The sequence below is a fragment of the Priestia koreensis genome (assembly GCF_001274935.1).
Taxonomy (GTDB): domain Bacteria; phylum Bacillota; class Bacilli; order Bacillales; family Bacillaceae_H; genus Bacillus_AG; species Bacillus_AG koreensis.
This window is the reverse complement of sequence record NZ_LILC01000011.1, coordinates 95,498-113,543: the sequence shown is the minus strand read 5'-3', so window position 1 is coordinate 113,543 and position 18,046 is coordinate 95,498. Positions and strand designations below refer to the sequence as shown.

Below are 18,046 nucleotides of genomic sequence, written 5' to 3'. Positions count from 1 at the left end.
TTTTATTGAGAGCGCCTTTTCGTATTGATCGATCAAATCCTATTGTTGAAACATAGTAGTTCCGTCCACTACCGTCATATATACGCCTGCATTTGGAATTTCATCTTCTTCTATGTTGAATAAATCATGATTCAGAACTGTGAAATCTGCTTTGTATCCCGGTGAAACTAATCCAACCTCATTCTCTCTGTTGATCGCGTACGCACTTTCGTATGTAAATAATCGAACGGCTTCAAAAACAGAAAGCTTCTCTTCAGGCATATATACGTTATACGAAGCGGGGCTATTTTTACGTGATACCGCCGCATGAATACCAAGTAGTGGATCCATTGGCTCAATTGGGGCATCTGATCCTCCTGCACAGTGAAACCCTTTTTGAATAAGTGTTTTCCACACATAGCACGATTTCATCCGCTCATGGCCAAGTCTCTCCTCTACCCACGGAAAATCACTTGCTACAAATCGGGGCTGAATATCAAGAATCATCGGAAGAGTTTTCGCTCGTTCAATTAAGTCAGGACGCAAAATCTGAGCATGAATAATTCGATCGCGCTGACCTGCTTTTGGTGGATGCTTTTCTAAACTCGTAATTACGTATTCAAATGCCAAATCACCAATCGCATGGATGGCAACCGTTCGTCCAAATGTTCGTGCTTTTTTTACTAAATCCGATAGCTCGTCTTGGGTGTGAATCGCCACTCCTTGTGTCGTCTCATCATCTTCGTAAGGCTTACTTAACAGAGCAGACCTTCCGCCTAGAGAGCCATCTGCAAAAATTTTCATCGCGCCAATTTCAATAAACGGATCTTCATGGTGATCCGCATACGAAAAAGCATCCTCTGCTACACCATAATGAGCTAATAAGTGCGCACGAAATTTTGTTTTAGACCCATTAATCACTTGTTGAAACGTTTCATATGTACGCAAAAATCCACCATAATAGTTTAAGTCCTCTGAATGAGCTCCCGTCAATCCCTTGCTAAAAGCATCTTGAACCGACAACTGAAGAGCACGCTGCAAATAATTTTCGGAAGGAAGAGGCATTTTGCTCGTCACAAGTTGCTGTGCTTCATCCACTAAGAATCCCGTGATGGTTCCGTCTTCTTCTCTATCTACAATTCCGCCTTGTGGTTCTTTTACATCATTGGTCACTCCTGATAATGTCAGTGCATATGTATTAGCAATCAAGGCATGGCGACAAATACGTTTCATAATAATTGGATGATTGCTTGTGATTGCATCGAGCTCTTTGCGATGAATAATGCGTGGAGTCTTCCACTGATTTTCATCCCATCCTTCGGCAATAATCCATTCGTTATGTGGCGTTGTTTTTACTTTTTCCTCTACTAATTGCAGTACTTCCTCTGCTGATGTGGCAGCGGATAAATCTAGTCGAAGTAACTTTTCCCCGTGCCCGATTAAATGAATGTGACTATCTACAAATCCTGGGTATAACACCTTTCCTTGCAAATTGATTTTCTCATTTATTCGATTTTCGTACTTTTCTTGTAGGGTAGCCACACTACCTGTCTCAAGAATCGTTCCGTCCTCTACTAGTATCGCCTCCACTGTTTCATGTTCATTTACCATTGTATAAATCGTTCCACCAAACCAAAGTGTGGCCACATTCAACATCTCCCTAAAATTTTTTCATTATTCTTATTATAATCAATTAGAGAGAAAATAGAAAAGAGTGAGCTTTCGCTCACTCTCTGTAGCCATGTGTATAATTATTTGTAGCTTCCGCCTAATTGTTGTTGAGCCATTTGAACTAAGCGTTTAGTGATTTCTCCACCAACAGATCCGTTAGCGCGAGCAGTAGCTTCAGCTCCAAGGTTTACCCCGAATTCAGAAGCGATTTCGTATTTCATTTGGTCGATAGCTGCTTGAGAACCAGCAACTACTAATTTGTTTGTGTTTGCCATGTGTGTGTCACCTCCTTGTTGAATATAGATTGTGTCAAAGTTCAAATGTTCATACAAAAATTTTTTGGTAATTTTTTCTTTATGTTTAAACCCTTCTTCTTTTGTCAAATAATGAAGAGTTTTCACTTACAAAAAAGCCATTTCCGGCTCTATTTGAATCGTCTACCAACACAACAAAAAAGACTATCCGTGTTTCCTAGGATAGTCTTTCATTGTCTTATAAAATTATTCAACGATTAAAATAAATCGTTCTCAACGGCAACTGTTTCTTTTTGAGTCATGTCCGTTTCACTTGTAAATTCCAACACTTCTGTATTTCTTACCGCTTCATCAATTAACGGCTCGAAATCGTAAAATGCTTCGTAACGATTTACTTTTTCACGTCTCGGTCTCGTTTTTGGTTGAGCTGGTGTAAAGATCGTACAGCAATCCTCGTATGGACGGATTGAAATGTCATGCGTATCAATTTCTCTTGCGATATTAATAATTTCCGTTTTATCCATTGCGATAAGAGGTCGAATAATTGGCGTATTCGTCACTTCATTAATCGCATACATGCTTTCAACCGTTTGACTCGCTACTTGTCCAAGGCTCTCACCCGTTACAATGGCTAGCGCCTGCTCTTGCTCTCTGATTTTATCCGTGATACGAAGCATCATACGTCTAGTGGATGTCATCGTGTAGTTTTCAGGTACTTGTTTGTGTACAGCTTGCTGAACCTCTGTAAATGGCACAACATGTAAACGAACTTTGTGACCGTATTTAACAAGCTTCTGTGCAAGGTCGATTACTTTTTGTTTGGCACGCTCACTTGTAAACGGAGGACTATGGAAATGAACCGCTTCAATTTCTAAACCGCGCTTCATGGATAAATAACCAGCTACTGGGCTATCGATCCCACCAGAAAGCATAAGCATCGCTTTCCCACCGGAACCAACTGGCAATCCTCCAGCTCCTGGATAGTCAAAGCACATAATGTACGTCGCTTCTGTTCGAACTTCTACTCGCAGATTAATATCCGGTTTTTTTACGTTAACCGTTAAGTTCGTTGTGTTTCGTAAAATGTGACCGCCAACCTCATGATTAATGCCGTTTGTATCAAATTCAAACTGTTTATCTGAGCGTCTTGCAGATACCTTAAATGTTTTTTCCGGTTGATCAAACTCTTCAATTGCCTTTAAAGCCGCTTCTTTAATTTGATCCATTTCTGAGTCCACTTTTAAAGCTAGACTAAAGCTTTGAATCCCAAATACTTCTTGAAGCTTCGGAATCATTGGCTTTGGGTCTTCCCCTTTTAAATGAATGTACATACGATCTCTCGTTTGCTCAATTAGAATAGAGGGGAAATCAGCCAGCACATGTAAAATATGCTTACGTAAACGCGTTAAAAACTGCTTGCGGTTTTGACCTTTTGTCGACACTTCACCGTATCGAATTAAAATATGATTGTACATTATCGTTTCTCCTTCACAACTTCTTTCAATTCTTCTACTGCTTGTAAAATAGCTGTTACTGCCTTTTCAGCATCCTCTTGCGTTGTTTGATAGGAAAGACTGATTCGAATCGCTTGATCGGCATCTTCTCGTTTTTTCCCCATTGCAAGAAGCGTTTTACTTGGACTTTTCTTTTTTGATGAGCATGCAGACGTTGTAGATACATATATACCTTTGTCCTCTAAGGCATGAACAAATACTTCCGCCTTCATTCCATGAAACGTAACATTTAAAATATGAGGAGCACCATGTGACGGGCTATTAATCGTTAAGTGTCTTTGATCAGATAATTGGCCCACTAAAATCTTACGAAGTTTTTTTATACGTTCATTTTTATCGTCCGCATTCTCAAGTGTCATTCGTAGTGCTTTAGCGAGCGCAACAACTCCAGGAACATTTTCGGTACCTGATCGAAAATGTGACTCTTGTTCGCCACCACTTAATAAGGGAGCTAGTTTGATCCCTTCACGTGCGTATAAAACTCCTGTTCCTTTGAGACCATGGAACTTATGGCCCGATAAGGTAAGGAGATCAATAGAAGCCTTTTTAAAATCAAGCGGGACTTTTCCAATCCCCTGGACGTGATCAACATGAAAAATAGCCTTCGGATATTCATCCAGCATATGACCAATTTCAGCTATCGGCTGAATAACACCTGTTTCATTATTAACATGAATAACAGAGACAAGAATAGTATCCTCACGTAAGGAATTCTTTAATTCCTCCACTGAGATGAGACCTTCTTCGTTCACCGATAGATAGGTCACATCAAATCCCCATTCTTCTAGCTGTTTAAACGGCTGATGAACGGAATCATGTTCAATCTCTGTTGTAATGATATGTTTTCCACGGTTTTGATATTGAAAGGCGACACCTTTAATCGCCATATTATTCCCTTCTGTCCCTCCAGAGGTAAAAACAATCTCTTTTGGTGATACGTTCAAAAGAGTCGCAACTTGTTCACGAGAGCGACTGAGCAATCGCTCCGCTTGTCCGCCTAGTCCGTGTAAGGACGACGGATTTCCGAAATAATCAGTGCTAACTTTCACAAACGAATCGATTACTTCTTTATATGGTTGAGTAGTGGCGCTATTATCAAGATAAATCACTGCATTTACTCCCTTTTTTAAACAGTTAATGTTAATGTCAAGTTATGATACCACAGTTGAAAATGAATGAAAATAACAGCTCCCTAGGTTCTCTTATGTCAGAATATTCTTTTATCCCGTGATTTATTTCGTAATGAATTGACTGAAGATGTAACAAAATAGAGGAAAGAAGAAAGTAATAGGAGGAGCTATGAAACAATATGAACTAACAAAAAAAGAATTGCTTGCTGTAGGCTTAATGCTGTTTGCTCTTTTTTTTGGCGCTGGAAATATGATCTTTCCTCCTGCTCTCGGACAACAGGCAGGAACGAATACTTTCATCGGAATTGGCGGATTTTTGTTAACAGGAGTGGGGCTTCCCCTGTTGGGAATTATCGCTGCTTCGAGGGTAAAAGGTGACTTTTCAGGGGTAGCTAAAAGGGTTCATCCTGTGTTTGGCTTATGCTTTACATTCATCACGTATTTAACCATTGGACCTTTCTTTGGGATTCCTCGTACAGGAACGGTCGCTTTTCAAATTGGTGTTACTCCCTTTTTGAATGAAGCAGCTAAAAGTAGCGGTGTATATCTATTCATTTATACCGTTATTTTTTTCGGCATTACGCTTTGGCTTGCTATGAATCCTTCTAAAATCGTGGATACGGTTGGAAAAATACTAACGCCGCTTCTCCTAGGTGTACTAGCACTGCTCGTCATAAAAAGTCTGATCACTCCAATGGGATCGTTTCAGCCACCACAGCAGGCATATGCGAACGCACCATTTTTCAAAGGCTTTTTAGACGGCTACTTAACAATGGATGCCATTGCCGCCCTAGTATTTGGTATTGTTGTCATTACGAGTATTAAAGACAAAGGAATTACGGAGCCAAAACGAATCGCATCTACTTGTATGAAAGCGGGGGTAATTGCCGCTGTTGGGTTAGCGCTTGTTTACATTTCCCTTGCCTACATAGGAGCATCGAGCGTATCAGCTATAGGTGTTCAAGCAAACGGCGGGGACATTTTAACAAACGTAGCGAAGGTCCTGTTTGGACCCTTTGGCATCATCATTTTGGCTATCGCAATCACGTTCGCGTGCCTCACCACATCAATCGGGCTCTTGACAGCATGCGGCGAATTTCTTTCCAAACAAATAAGAGGTTTGTCATATCGAGTGGCGATTGTGCTGATTTCAATCTTTAGCCTAGTTGTGTCAAATGTAGGACTGACAAAGCTTATTAGCATTTCAACGCCTCTCTTAACGTTTCTTTATCCGATCGCGATTATTTTGATTATCCTTTCACTAGTCGATAAAAATTTTTGGATTTATCAAGAAGTCTACATCGGCTCCGTAACAGCAGGAGCCATAATTAGTTTTTTTGATGCGCTGAATGCAGCAAAAATTCCACTAGGCCCTATTAATCACTTTTTAACCAGCTACGTGCCTCTCTACGAGAACCAAATTGGCTGGCTTATTCCCGCCATTTTGGTGGGGTTCGTTGGCTGGATTATTGGTTATGTCCGACGCCAAACCACTGAGGTGAAATAAAAAAGATCGTTCACCATGTGCGGTGAACGATCTTTTTTATTTCCGTTCGGTTAAAATGCCTTGAATTCGTTGCATAGCTCCTGGCTCTACGCCTTCAATAGCACTAGCAGCTTGTTCGAGAGCTGCATGATACTCATAGTTGCGGAACGATTCTTCCGATTGTCGCAGTGACTGTGCAACAGCAGGATGCGTACTTCTGTAACGATTGCCATATTGAATGACTTTCTCTACAAGAAATACTTCGCCTACCATTTGCTCAGTTTCTTCAAAAAGAGACTGCACGGATTCGACTGCCTGCTGCAATAAGTCATTTACAGCCTCCATCGTCAACGGCTTCTCTTCTAACTTCAGGGATACCTCTTCTAGAAGTTGTCTAGCGACTTCTACGCGCTGTTTATATTCAACGCTTACCCCAGGAAGATTTCCTTGTTGAATAAGTCTTCTTGCTTCAATAAGTTGCTTTTTAAGATCCGTGATTTTTTCTTTTGCATGTATTTCATCTTTTCGTAACGTTTGAAGCGTTTCGACGTACTCTTTTTGAATTTCTTCGAGCTGTTTAAGCTGCTTGGATACCTCTTCTAGCTCTTCCTGAATAATAGTATATGCTAGCTGGTGATCCGCAATTTTGTTCGAAATGGTGTAATAAAGGTTTGTCAGTCTTTTCACTTCACGATCCATACGATGGAAAACTTCCACATCTTTTTCCTGAAGGTGATAGCTTTGCTGAACGAATACCGTTTCTTCACGTAAGCCTCTATTTTTTTCCTGCAATGTTTTTAAGAGATGTGAAATTGAGCTTAATTCACGATTCATCTTGTGGTAAGCCATAACCTCTTGCTCTAGAGAATCGTATAAGTGATCAAGACGATCATTCACATCTGCTAGCTGCACAATGGCTTCCTCAACCTGTAAATCCTCGATGAGCGCCGTGATAGCAATGGTTTGCTCTTGTAAGAGCTGAACAGCTTCTTCAACCTGTAGATGATCGAGCACATATCCTTGTGCCTGCATTTCTCTGTATCCATCTAATAACTCTTGTAATTGGGAAGGCAGCGTTGTCTGACACTCAACCAACAATTTTGGAATTTGTTCTACATACTCATTAAGAACCGTTAGATCCTCATGAATGCCGATTACAATTTCACGAGCATGTAAATAGTTCCCGTTATTCGTTGCTTCTTCAAATTCCACAAAGCGCTCTTTTACATTTTGAAGAACCTTATCCAAATTCTCCTCTGCATTTCCATATGAATGACGATGTGCGAGCACTTTTTTCTTTACGACACGGTGAAGCTCGGTCACTTCTTCAATATCATGACGATTGCTTTGCTCGCTTCCGATAAGGTTTTTTAACTCTTTTAAAATCTCTGAAATGCTTTCTTCGATCTCTAAAAGCGTTTGCTCCGTATGTATAATTAATTGGTTCGCTTTTTTAAAGCGATATTTATCAGCCACTTCTTCCGTTTCCAACAGCAATTCATCGATCTTCGGAAGGTCGGTTGTAACAATATCATCCCAATCATTACGCCAGCGCTCGAACAGCTGCTCCGTCTCACCAATCATATTTAACTCTTTAACCTTCGCAATTTCTTCCGCTACAGGTTTGTTCATCAGTTCCATTTTAAAGGCTTCAAGCCGATCTACTTCTTTGTAAATCTTTTTTCTTGAATAAAATCCATAAATAATTAATCCAATAATGAGGATAATTATCGCTATAGTAAGTTCCATACTAAGCCCCCTTAAACTCCCGGTCCAATGCTACAATTTATTATGTATATGAATGGTTTAAAATACGAAATAAACTTTTTTTGTCAATGTTTTTATGATACCACGATCCTAGCTGTTTTTGATGAAATTTTTATATTTTTTTGCATAAAATCTTGTGATTTTGTCGTTCCTTGCATTTTATTCGACAAAAACCACATGTATAAGCATTTGATCGGTAAAAAGACAGAAAAAATGAGCCTTCCGGAGAAATCAGTTTATATTTTTTTTGACTCGGTGTAGTCTATTATTACACGTATCGCAAGAGGAGGTAAAATGATACCTATGAAAACTGATCAACATATTCATACACCTTATTGTCCACACGGCTCCAAAGACCTATTTGAACGCTATATTGAACAAGCTATTAAGCAAGGATTTCAAATGATTTCATTTACCGAACATGCACCTCTGCCACCTTCTTTTGTTGACCCTACACCTGATCAAGACAGCGGGATGAAACTCGAACACTTAGAAGGTTACATTCATATTATTCAACAGCTTAAGGAATCTTTTAAAAAAGACATTCGCGTTAACGTAGGGTTTGAAGTTGATTTTATTGAGGGGTTTGAGGAGGAAACGAAGGCGTTTCTAGACACATACGGACACGAAATTGATGACAGCATTTTATCCGTTCATTTTCTTCAAAACAATGGAACTTATTACTGCATGGATTACAGCTCTGACGTTTTTTCAGACATGATCAACGTGTTCGGAGGCGTTGAAAACGTCTATAAAGCTTATTACGACACGGTCTATAGATCTGTTCTTTCTTCGCTAGGCGCATACAAACCAAAACGAATCGGTCATATGACGCTTGTCCATAAATTCCAAAAAGCATTTCCATGCCAAAACGAGTTTACATACGAGACCAATCGTATTTTAGATCTCATCCAAAAACAAAACATGCAGCTTGACTACAACGGTGCTGGGTTATATAAGCCGCTTTGCGAAGAACCTTACCCAGCTGATGCCGTCGTAAAAGAAGCAAAAAAAAGAAACATCCCTCTCATCTATGGGTCTGATGCCCATACTGCAAAGGATGTTGGTCAAGGTTATTCATACTTAGAACCAATGCTTTAAGACGACATTTTGACATAGAGACGTCTCTCAGACATAGGCTCAAGAATCACTTGGTGAACCCAATTTTCTAATTCTTTCGTATACTGCTCAATGAAGAAAGTTTCATGAGAAAAAACGTGCAACACTTCTGCTAGGTATTGAGGATGAAGATAAGGCATGCTGAGCATTCCCTTGAGCTGTAAAATAACGTATGGGATGTTTAGCTTTTTAAATGCCTTTTCTTTCATTCCTTGTTCAAACACCATTTTTAAATAATATTTTTCTTTCGTTAGATACGTTGTCATAATCTCACGAATTAACACCGTATCTAGCGAAATCTCACGATAAACGAATCGAGCAATGTGGCGATGTTCATGATGATAGCGAAGAAGGCTTTGAATGAGCTTATACAAGCACTCCGTTGGCCCCTTTTCCTCTAAATCCGTTATAACTGCTTCAACCTCTTGAATATATCCTTCTAAAAAAGTTGTGACGAGGTGCTCTAGCAAACCTTCCTTATTTTCAAAGTAATAAGCAATATTCGCTACGTTTACTTTTGCTTTTTGAGAAATATCACGCACAGAAGTTCCATTAAATCCTTTCGTATTAAAAAGCGCTACGGCTGCATCAATAATTCGATCTTTTGTTTTTGATTGAATGGCCAAGCTTAACACCCCATTTTCGTTTGATAAGCATTCATTTTAATTCCTTCTTCCGTCCCTTTCTTTTACTCAAAAGAAAGAAGATTAGTTATGTTCTCTCAAATTCTAAAAAAGATCGTTTTCGTTTAAGGTGATTTTTTAGAAAAGAAAGAAACAAAACAATTGAAAAGAGGATATAAGTATGCAAAAATGAAACCAATTATCAACAGTTTACTTATGAAATCACACGTGGCAAAAGGAATTTTGTAGAATCTTCTCCTAGAAAAGTCGTTATAAATACACTTTCTTGACTTTCTATGAAATTCCTCTAGTGACTTCTCGACAAAGTTAGTAATAAACTGACTAGTTCTGTCATTTATTTATATTTCACAACGATTACGGAGGGTAACGACCATGTTTAATGTCGAAAACTATAGCGGTAGCAAAGAGAAAGACTATGAGCTTCTGATTAAACAACTAAAAGCACTATTAGAAGGCGAGACAAATCAAGTCGCTAATTTAGCTAATGCATCCGCCTTATTAAATCAGTTTCTTACCGAAACAAACTGGGTTGGGTTTTATCTGAACGATCAAAACGAGTTAGTACTAGGACCATTCCAAGGTCTTCCTGCTTGCGTTCGTATTCCATTTGGACGCGGGGTATGCGGAACAGCTGCACAAACACAAAAAACACAGCTTGTCGCAGACGTTCACCAATTCCCAGGACATATCGCTTGTGATGCAGCTTCTCGTTCTGAAATTGTTGTTCCAATGGTTAAAGAAGGAAACGTGATTGGCGTACTAGATATCGATAGTCCAATTACAGATCGTTTTGACGAAATCGATAAAAAGTACCTTGAGCTATTCGTAGAAGAACTTCTTCCATTTATTTAACACGAAAAGAGGCGCCAGCTAATGAGCTGGCGCCTCTTCTTCTGTTAAACACGACTTTTTTGAACAACGAGCTGATTTTTCCCTTGATTTTTCGCTTGATATAAGGCTTTGTCAGCACGATGGAACAGCTGTTGAGCCGTATCCGGATCTTCCGCTTCATTTTTCCAAAAGGACACGCCGCATGAAATGGTCGTTTTCGGATTCGTCTGCTCTCGTACCTTTTGTAGCAATCGATTGCCAATTAAAATGCCTGCTTCTAATGAAACCGAAGGAAGATAGAGAGCGAGCTCCTCGCCTCCCCACCTTGCTCCAATATCCTTTGCCCGAATGTTCGATTTTATGATATTGGCAATTTGAATAATCACTTGATCGCCTATTTGATGACCGTACGTATCGTTAATTCGTTTGAAGTTATCAATATCAACTAAAATAAACGTTCCATATGGATCTTGAACCATGGAATCCTTAATCTTATCATCCAAATACCCTCGAGAAAATAGCTTCGTCAGGTGATCTGTTACGACTAGCTTTTCCAATTCTTCTCTCAACATCGAATTCGTGAATGCTAGCGTCGAGTGATGAATGAGAGATTGCAACAATTTAAAGTTATCGAAAGAAAAGAAATAAGGCTTCTCATGCAAAACGATGGCTGCACCCGTCACACGTTCATTCTGAATCATCGGCACAGCCATAATGGAACAGAATGGGAGATCTTTATAAGACATTTGTAAGGTCGCATCATTAATGAACAATGCATCATGCTCTACCAAGAACTTTTCGTATATAAAATCAACGTACTGATAAATGCCTGGAGTAAAAAAGAACGAGGTACTTCCAGGTAGCACTTTGCTTTTACGATTTTGGCTAAACAATACAAACCCTACTGCACTTGCATTAAAGAAGCTCGTAATTTGCGTTGACATGTAGTGAATCGTATCAGCCAATCTCAGGTTAGAGTTTAGTTGATGAGACGTTTCATTGATGAGTTTTAAATCTTCAATTACGCGCTTCGACTGTTGATACAACTGAGCATTTTCCAACGCGCTTCCGGCCGTGATACCGAGAAGCGAGATAAACTTTATTTCATCTTCCGGCATATTCACTTTTCCTGCCGCCCTCACTTGTAGAACACCATAAATCCCTTGTTTCCCTATTAGTGGCGCGTTCAACATAGAGTGCGAAACCTCACTGTGAATTTGTACTTTTCCTGATACGTAAGCCTTCATGGCATTCTCATCAAACTGATCACCTTCATAGTGAAGATGTTTAATTGGTAAGTTATGAGGGTTATTAATATCATGAGACAAAAGCAAAAAATAGGTAAAGTGAGGATAAACGGTTTCTAGTGTATGAATAATTTGATACAAAATGTCGCTCATATTCATAGAGGAATGAAACTTATTTGTTACTTGATATAGCTGCTCGTAACGCTGTTCTTGATGAGCTCTGTGCTCTTGATGGTAGAGACGGTTAAGAAACTTTGAACACTCTACCTGAATCTCCTTCCACCAGGAAAGGGAGTAGGTACTCGTTTCTTCTTTTGAAATTATATATAAATAAGTCGGTTTCGCCTTTGTTTCTAAAGAAATAATATATGCGTGCTGATGCTGAAAATCAGTACATAAGATATCTGAGTCCAGCGGATCTCCTTCCACCGACTGCAGCGTCTCTTCCAAACTAACCAAAATGTTATCCAAATGAATAGAACGATCTGTACACTGCTCTACCACATACTGATTTGCACGATAATTTCTAGATATTAATGCTATGCCGGAAAAACCCATTGTCTCACAAAGTATGAGCAGCATCTCATCTATTAATTCAGTTATGTCTGTAGCCTCTTCTTCTCGTGCAAGCAGATCAAATAAAGCAGCACGAAACTTTAATAAGGTATATTCTTTCAAACCTTCCATTTCATCACCTTCATTATTCTCAAACAATGTCATTAACTGGATAAAATTAAGCGCGTTTTTCAAAGGATCGCCTGCCAATCCTCAATTATTTTCAATACGACAGTTTGTTTTATTTAACATAAAATTTGGTTATTATCTCTATTATAAGATAAACTAGCTATATTTTCCTAGTTATAAAATTATTACAGCGTATAAATTCATTTTTTTCTCTTATTTTCTTGACAGTCTACTTCTAAAAGCATATAATTGCGATTGTGTGAAATATTGCAGCCTATACATTATTCTTAGTGTCAGCATTTTATTCCTCTTTTACGAGGTGTATCGTGTAACTCTTAGCTGCTAGGGCGAGGATACATGAAAATAAAATGTGCATTATGCAAGATGTGTCTGGTTTTTATTTTGCATAAAATAAAAACATGTAAGGAGGAGTCTTCATGGCTCGTTATACTGGTCCAAGTTGGAAATTATCTCGTCGTCTTGGTATCTCTTTAAGTGGTACAGGTAAAGAATTAGAAAAGCGTCCTTACGCTCCAGGCCCACATGGCCCTGGTCAACGTAAAAAGCTTTCTGAATACGGTTTACAATTACAAGAAAAACAAAAATTACGTCATATGTATGGTGTAAATGAGCGTCAATTCCGCACTTTATTTGATGCTGCTGGTAAATTAGTTGGTAAACACGGTGAAAACTTCATGATTCTTTTAGAATCTCGTCTTGATAACCTTGTTTATCGTATGGGTCTTGCTCGCACTCGTCGTCAAGCTCGTCAATTAGTTAACCACGGTCACATTTTAGTAGATGGTAAACGTTTAGATATCCCATCTTACCGCGTGAAAGCTGGTCAAGTAATCAGCGTTCGTGAAAAATCTAACAACCTTGACGTAATCAAAGAAGCGATCGAAGTGAACAACTACGTACCTGACTACGTAACATTCGATGCTGATAAATTAGAAGGTACTTTCACTCGTTTACCAGAACGTTCTGAATTACCTGCTGAAATCAACGAAGCTCTAATCGTAGAGTTCTACTCTCGTTAATAAGTTCGTTGACTTTCAAAAAAGCTGGTCGTTTTTTAAACGATCAGCTTTTTTTATACCGTCATTTATCTATTGAGGAACAAAAAAAGATCCTGCATGCTACGAGGCCACTGAAAAAATCCTTAAAGGATTGCGTTCATAACGGAGGTGGTTGATTTCCACTTCAGGTCGCTTCGCTTTCCGCGGGGCGTGCGGTGAGCCTCCTCGCTCCTCTGTGGGGTATCGTTGGCATGCAAATGCAAGGGGCAATGGCCATTTTCACCGTTAACCTAAAAAGAATGAAGAAAAAGCTGGGTCGATTCCGGAAAACGAAATCGACCCAGCTTTTCTGTCTTACGTTCTACTGATCATCTAAAAAATCCGAAGTTTTTCAGTAGCCCTGCATGCTACAGGATCTTTTCATCTTAGTATTGAATAAGCGTGTATTTCTTCTTACCGCGGCGAACAACGGTAAATTGGCTTTCGATACGATCAGCTTCTGATAATACTTTTTGAAGATCTTGAACGCGCTCACCGTTGACGTAGATGGCACCGTTTGTAATATCTTCTCTTGCTTGACGTTTTGATGGTGAAATTTTTGCTTCCACAAGTAAGTCAATTAACCCTACTTCTTCACCGCTGTGTGTGTAAGATGGGACGTCTTTGAAACCTTGTTTGATTTCTTCAGCCGTTAGCTCCGCAATATTTCCGTTAAACAATGCATCTGAAATATGGATCGCTTGATTTAACGCTTCTTCACTATGAACAAGCTTCAACATTTCAGCAGCAAGTGCTTTTTGTGCTTCACGCTTTTCAGGTGCTTCTTGCATTTTCTTATCAAGTGCTTCAATTTCGTCATGCGTTAAGAAAGTGAAGTATTTTAGGTATTTCATCACGTCACGGTCATCTGTGTTAATCCAGAACTGGTAGAACTCGTACGGGCTTGTTTTCTCTGCATCAAGCCAGATTGCGCCACCTTCTGTTTTACCGAATTTCGTACCGTCCGCCTTTGTCACAAGAGGAACCGTTAAACCAAAGGCTTTTGCTTCTGGCTCTGTTTTACGGATTAATTCAAGACCCGCTGTGATATTCCCCCACTGATCACTACCACCAATTTGAAGACGGCAGTTGTGTGTTTGGTATAGATTTAAGAAATCGTATGATTGTAAAATCATGTAGCTGAATTCTGTAAAGGAAATCCCGCTCTCAATACGCGATTGAACAGAATCTTTTGCTAGCATATAGTTAATACCGAAGCTTTTTCCGATATCACGAAGGAACGTGATTACATCTAAAGATCCGATCCAATCGTAGTTGTTCGCAATAACAGCTGCATTCTCAACTTCTTCAAAGTCTAAAAAGCGTGATAGCTGTCCTTTAATACGTTCACTAAATGAAGCCACGACTTCTTGCTCATTTAACGTACGCTCTGCTTTTTTACCACTTGGATCTCCAATTAGCCCCGTTCCCCCACCAACAAGAGCAATCGGTTGGTGACCTGCTTGTTGGAAACGACGTAAAATTAAAATTGGTAGCAAGTGACCAATATGCAAGCTGTCTGCCGTTGGGTCAAACCCACAGTATAAACGTACAGATTCTTTATTTAGTAATTCTGTTAATCCTTTTTCATCTGTTTGCTGATTAATGAGTCCACGGAACTCAAGATCTTGTAAAATATCCAATGAAATCTCTCCTTTAACTTTTTGGGAAATAAAAAAAGCCCCTTCTAAGAAGAAGGGACGAAAAAATCGCGGTACCACCCTAATTGAAGCACCTATGTATAACATGATGCTTCCACTTAACGAATATAACGGTTTGCCCGTCTTTTGCTACTAATTATCTATTCACAAAAGATGCTCGAGGACGTAATTCACTGCTTTCTTTGCACTGATTTGCACCAACCATCAGCTCTCTTAAACAGGGAGAAAACCGCTACTAATTCCTTTCAACGCATTCACATTATTCAACTAAAAATTGATATACGACTATTATCTATCATTTTATCCTAAAATTCAAGTGCTATCCTAACTTTACCCATTTAGTTCCTTTCACATTCATCCAACATGTGATTATCTTACGTACCGTTCAGTAAAAGTGTGCCATCCTTCATGGGAAATAAAAAAGAAAGACTCGCTGTATACGAGTCCCTCTCATCCTAATTAATCTTCCATTGTAGATAAATCACCCGTCGGTAAATCCAACTCCCACGCTTTTAACACACGGCGCATAATTTTACCGCTACGCGTTTTTGGTAGCTTGTCACGGAACTCAATTTCTCTCGGAGCCGCATGAGCTGCTAACCCTTTTTTCACAAAGGAACGAATTTCTTCAATTAATTCCTCGGAAGGCTCATAGCCATCTCTCAGCGCAATAAATGCTTTAATAATTTCACCGCGCACAGGATCTGGCTTGCCAATTACCCCTGCTTCAGCAATTGCCGGATGCTCAACAAGCTTACTCTCCACTTCAAACGGCCCAACGCGTTCACCAGACGTCATGATGACATCATCAATACGCCCTTGGAACCAGAAGTATCCATCTTCGTCCATATAAGCTGAATCCCCTGATACATACCAATCACCAGGCATAAAATAGGATTCATATTTTGCTTCATTGTTCCAAATCGTCCGCATCATAGAAGGCCAGCCTTTTTTAATCGCCAGATTCCCCATGCGATAAGGAGGAAGCTCATTTCCTTGGTCATCCACAATCGCAGCCTTAATCCCTGGAATTGGTTTGCCCATTGAACCAGGCTTGATTTCAATTGCTGGATAGTTACAAATCACCTGTCCACCTGTTTCCGTCATCCACCACGTATCATGAATACGGTTATCAAACACCTTTACGCCCCATCGTACAACTTCTGGATTAAGCGGTTCCCCTACACTCAAAACGTGGCGCAGAGAGCTTAAATCATATTGCTTCACTAGTTCATCTCCTGCCCCCATTAACATGCGGAAGGCAGTAGGCGCACTATACCATACCGTCACACCATAGTCTTCTATGGCTTTGTACCAGTTTTCTGGGCTAAAGCGTCCACCAATAATCACGTTGGAGGCCCCAACAAGCCAAGGGCCGAAAATACCATAAGCAGTTCCCGTTACCCACCCTGGATCTGCCGTACACCAGAAGATATCTTCATCTTTCAAATCTAGCACCCATTTAGCGGTTTGATAGTGCTGAATCATCGCGTTATGAACATGAAGAACCCCTTTTGGCTTTCCTGTCGAACCTGACGTATAATGAAGAATTAGACCATCTTCACGGTTCATCCACTCGATCTCTACACGTTTGCTAGCTTTTTGCAGACGAGACTTAAAGTCAAGGTAGATTCCTTTCTCCTCAATGTCGTCTCCTACTAAAAGAACGTGCTTTAAATGTGGAAGTGATTCAACAGGAACACGTTCTAGAAGTGCTGGCGTCGTGACAAGAACTTTCGCCTCACTATCTTCTAAGCGATCCTTCACTGCACCTTCCATGAACGCTTCAAATAAAGGCCCTACAATCGCCCCTACTTTAATTGCTCCAAGCACGGCAAAGTAAAGCTCAGGAGAACGTGGCATAAAAATAAAAACGCGGTCTCCTTTTTCAACGTCTGCTTGTTTGAACACATTAGCTGCTTTGTCGGAAAAATCCTTCATTTCTTTGTACGTATACTTTTCATTTCGCTCCGCGTCACGGTAATAAAGAGCGACTTTGTTCTTACGATATGAGTTTGCGTGCCTGTCAATTGCTTCATGAGCGACATTTATCTTTCCTGTCTTAGACCACGAAAATTCCTTCTCCACTTCTGACCAGTTAAACGTTTTATACGTTTGTTCATAGTCCTGTAAATTATGTTCCCCTTGTTTTACAGGAAGCGCTTCCAATTTCATCACAAACTCCCCCTTATGTACAAAATTATACTGACTATTATAATATAAAAATAAATTATTCTCAATTTTTAAAACATTTAAGCTAGTAAATAGCGTACTTACTCATTTCGTGAAAACGCTTTACTTTTCGTGTATACTGTAGATATATGTAAAGAACTGATTATTCTAGGCGGTGAATGTGTTGGACCATAAAAAAACCTATAACGCAAAAGAATTAAAAACTCCTGTAGGTACCATCGTTATTGAAGGCCCGATTCCTTCTCACAAATTAGCAGAATATGAGTTTCATGATCAGCTAGTGGCATTTCGCCCTCCTGCTCAACAACGCAAAGCACTGTTAGAAATCGCAGATCTTCCTGAAGGACGTATATTAATTGCTCGTCATTTAAATACAATTGTCGGCTATGTAACCTACCTATATCCTGACCCGCTCGAGCGGTGGTCGGAAGGAAACATGGAAAATTTAATTGAGCTAGGCGCGATTGAAGTCGCTCCTGCTTTTCGAAGCTATTCGATAGGCAAACAGCTGCTTACAGTTTCAATGATGGACGACATGGTGGAAGATTATATTATCATCACTACTGAATACTATTGGCACTGGGATTTAAAAGGATCTGGATTAAACGTATGGGAATATCGAAAGGTTATGGAAAAGATGATGAATGCCGGAGGTCTAACCTGGTTTGCGACCGATGATCCTGAAATAAGCTCGCATCCTGCTAACTGCCTAATGGTTCGAATCGGTAAAAGAGTTCCCGTTGAATCTATTCAACAATTCGATAGGCTTCGCTTTCAAAATCGTTTTATGTACTAAGTATTCTTCATT

Annotated in this window: 14 protein-coding genes and 1 other annotated feature; of the genes, 5 read left to right on the top strand and 9 right to left on the bottom strand. The window is 39.7% G+C overall.

The window, feature by feature from the left end; translation table 11 throughout:
* Positions 1-39 precede the first annotated feature (39 nt).
* The 4 genes from AMD01_RS07825 to AMD01_RS07810 all read right to left on the bottom strand — a co-directional run bounded on the left by AMD01_RS07825 (position 40) and on the right by AMD01_RS07810 (position 4,527).
* Positions 40-1,635, bottom strand: coding sequence for an amidohydrolase (locus AMD01_RS07825; RefSeq protein WP_425415121.1), 1,596 nt, complete (start codon positions 1,633-1,635; stop codon positions 40-42).
* A 95-nt stretch (positions 1,636-1,730) separates the two neighbouring features.
* Complete coding sequence (locus AMD01_RS07820; RefSeq protein WP_053401048.1) at positions 1,731-1,925, bottom strand: alpha/beta-type small acid-soluble spore protein; 195 nt, start codon at positions 1,923-1,925, stop codon at positions 1,731-1,733.
* A gap of 236 nt (positions 1,926-2,161) precedes the next feature.
* The gene (thiI, locus tag AMD01_RS07815) at positions 2,162-3,382 is read right to left on the bottom strand and encodes a tRNA uracil 4-sulfurtransferase ThiI (RefSeq protein WP_053400830.1); all 1,221 of its coding nucleotides are present in this window, start codon (positions 3,380-3,382) and stop codon (positions 2,162-2,164) included.
* Positions 3,379-4,527, bottom strand: a complete 1,149-nt coding sequence (locus AMD01_RS07810) for a cysteine desulfurase family protein (protein WP_053400829.1) — start codon at positions 4,525-4,527, stop codon at positions 3,379-3,381. Before AMD01_RS07810 ends, thiI begins: the two co-directional genes overlap by 4 nt.
* Positions 4,528-4,717: 190 nt before the next feature.
* Between AMD01_RS07810 and brnQ the strand changes: the two genes are divergently transcribed.
* Entirely contained in the window at positions 4,718-6,055 is a 1,338-nt protein-coding gene (gene brnQ, locus AMD01_RS07805; protein ID WP_053400828.1) for a branched-chain amino acid transport system II carrier protein, read from the top strand.
* Between the two features lie 36 nt (positions 6,056-6,091).
* Here brnQ and ezrA read toward each other — a convergent pair whose 3' ends face one another.
* Positions 6,092-7,783: a septation ring formation regulator EzrA gene (gene ezrA / locus AMD01_RS07800; protein ID WP_053400827.1), complete on the bottom strand. Its 1,692-nt coding sequence runs from the start codon at positions 7,781-7,783 to the stop codon at positions 6,092-6,094.
* Between the two features lie 321 nt (positions 7,784-8,104).
* Here ezrA and hisJ point away from each other — a divergent pair, with 321 nt between their 5' ends.
* Positions 8,105-8,902, top strand: coding sequence for a histidinol-phosphatase HisJ (gene hisJ, locus AMD01_RS07795; protein WP_053400826.1), 798 nt, complete (start codon positions 8,105-8,107; stop codon positions 8,900-8,902).
* On the opposite strand, the gene refZ is transcribed toward hisJ, so the two are convergent.
* Positions 8,899-9,546, bottom strand: a complete 648-nt coding sequence (gene refZ / locus AMD01_RS07790; protein WP_053400825.1) for a forespore capture DNA-binding protein RefZ — start codon at positions 9,544-9,546, stop codon at positions 8,899-8,901. The two genes, hisJ and refZ, sit on opposite strands and share 4 nt — an antisense overlap.
* A 390-nt stretch (positions 9,547-9,936) precedes the next feature.
* On the opposite strand from refZ, the gene AMD01_RS07785 reads away from it, so the two are divergent.
* Complete coding sequence (locus AMD01_RS07785; protein WP_053400824.1) at positions 9,937-10,416, top strand: GAF domain-containing protein; 480 nt, start codon at positions 9,937-9,939, stop codon at positions 10,414-10,416.
* Between the two features lie 44 nt (positions 10,417-10,460).
* Here AMD01_RS07785 and AMD01_RS07780 read toward each other — a convergent pair whose 3' ends face one another.
* Entirely contained in the window at positions 10,461-12,362 is a 1,902-nt protein-coding gene (locus tag AMD01_RS07780; RefSeq protein WP_245638914.1) for a sensor domain-containing diguanylate cyclase, read from the bottom strand.
* A 401-nt stretch (positions 12,363-12,763) separates the two neighbouring features.
* Here AMD01_RS07780 and rpsD point away from each other — a divergent pair, with 401 nt between their 5' ends.
* The gene (rpsD, locus tag AMD01_RS07775; RefSeq protein ID WP_053400823.1) at positions 12,764-13,366 is read left to right on the top strand and encodes a 30S ribosomal protein S4; all 603 of its coding nucleotides are present in this window, start codon (positions 12,764-12,766) and stop codon (positions 13,364-13,366) included.
* 404 nt (positions 13,367-13,770) lie between these two features.
* Here the strand turns inward: rpsD and tyrS are convergent, their stop codons facing one another.
* Positions 13,771-15,027, bottom strand: coding sequence for a tyrosine--tRNA ligase (gene tyrS, locus AMD01_RS07770; protein ID WP_053401046.1), 1,257 nt, complete (start codon positions 15,025-15,027; stop codon positions 13,771-13,773).
* A 50-nt stretch (positions 15,028-15,077) separates the two neighbouring features.
* Positions 15,078-15,303, bottom strand: a binding site (T-box leader).
* Positions 15,304-15,504: 201 nt separating this feature from the next.
* The gene (gene acsA / locus AMD01_RS07765; RefSeq protein ID WP_053400822.1) at positions 15,505-17,220 is read right to left on the bottom strand and encodes an acetate--CoA ligase; all 1,716 of its coding nucleotides are present in this window, start codon (positions 17,218-17,220) and stop codon (positions 15,505-15,507) included.
* A 181-nt stretch (positions 17,221-17,401) separates the two neighbouring features.
* On the opposite strand from acsA, the gene AMD01_RS07760 reads away from it, so the two are divergent.
* The gene (locus tag AMD01_RS07760) at positions 17,402-18,034 is read left to right on the top strand and encodes a GNAT family N-acetyltransferase (protein ID WP_053400821.1); all 633 of its coding nucleotides are present in this window, start codon (positions 17,402-17,404) and stop codon (positions 18,032-18,034) included.
* The last annotated feature ends 12 nt before the right edge of the window (positions 18,035-18,046 follow it).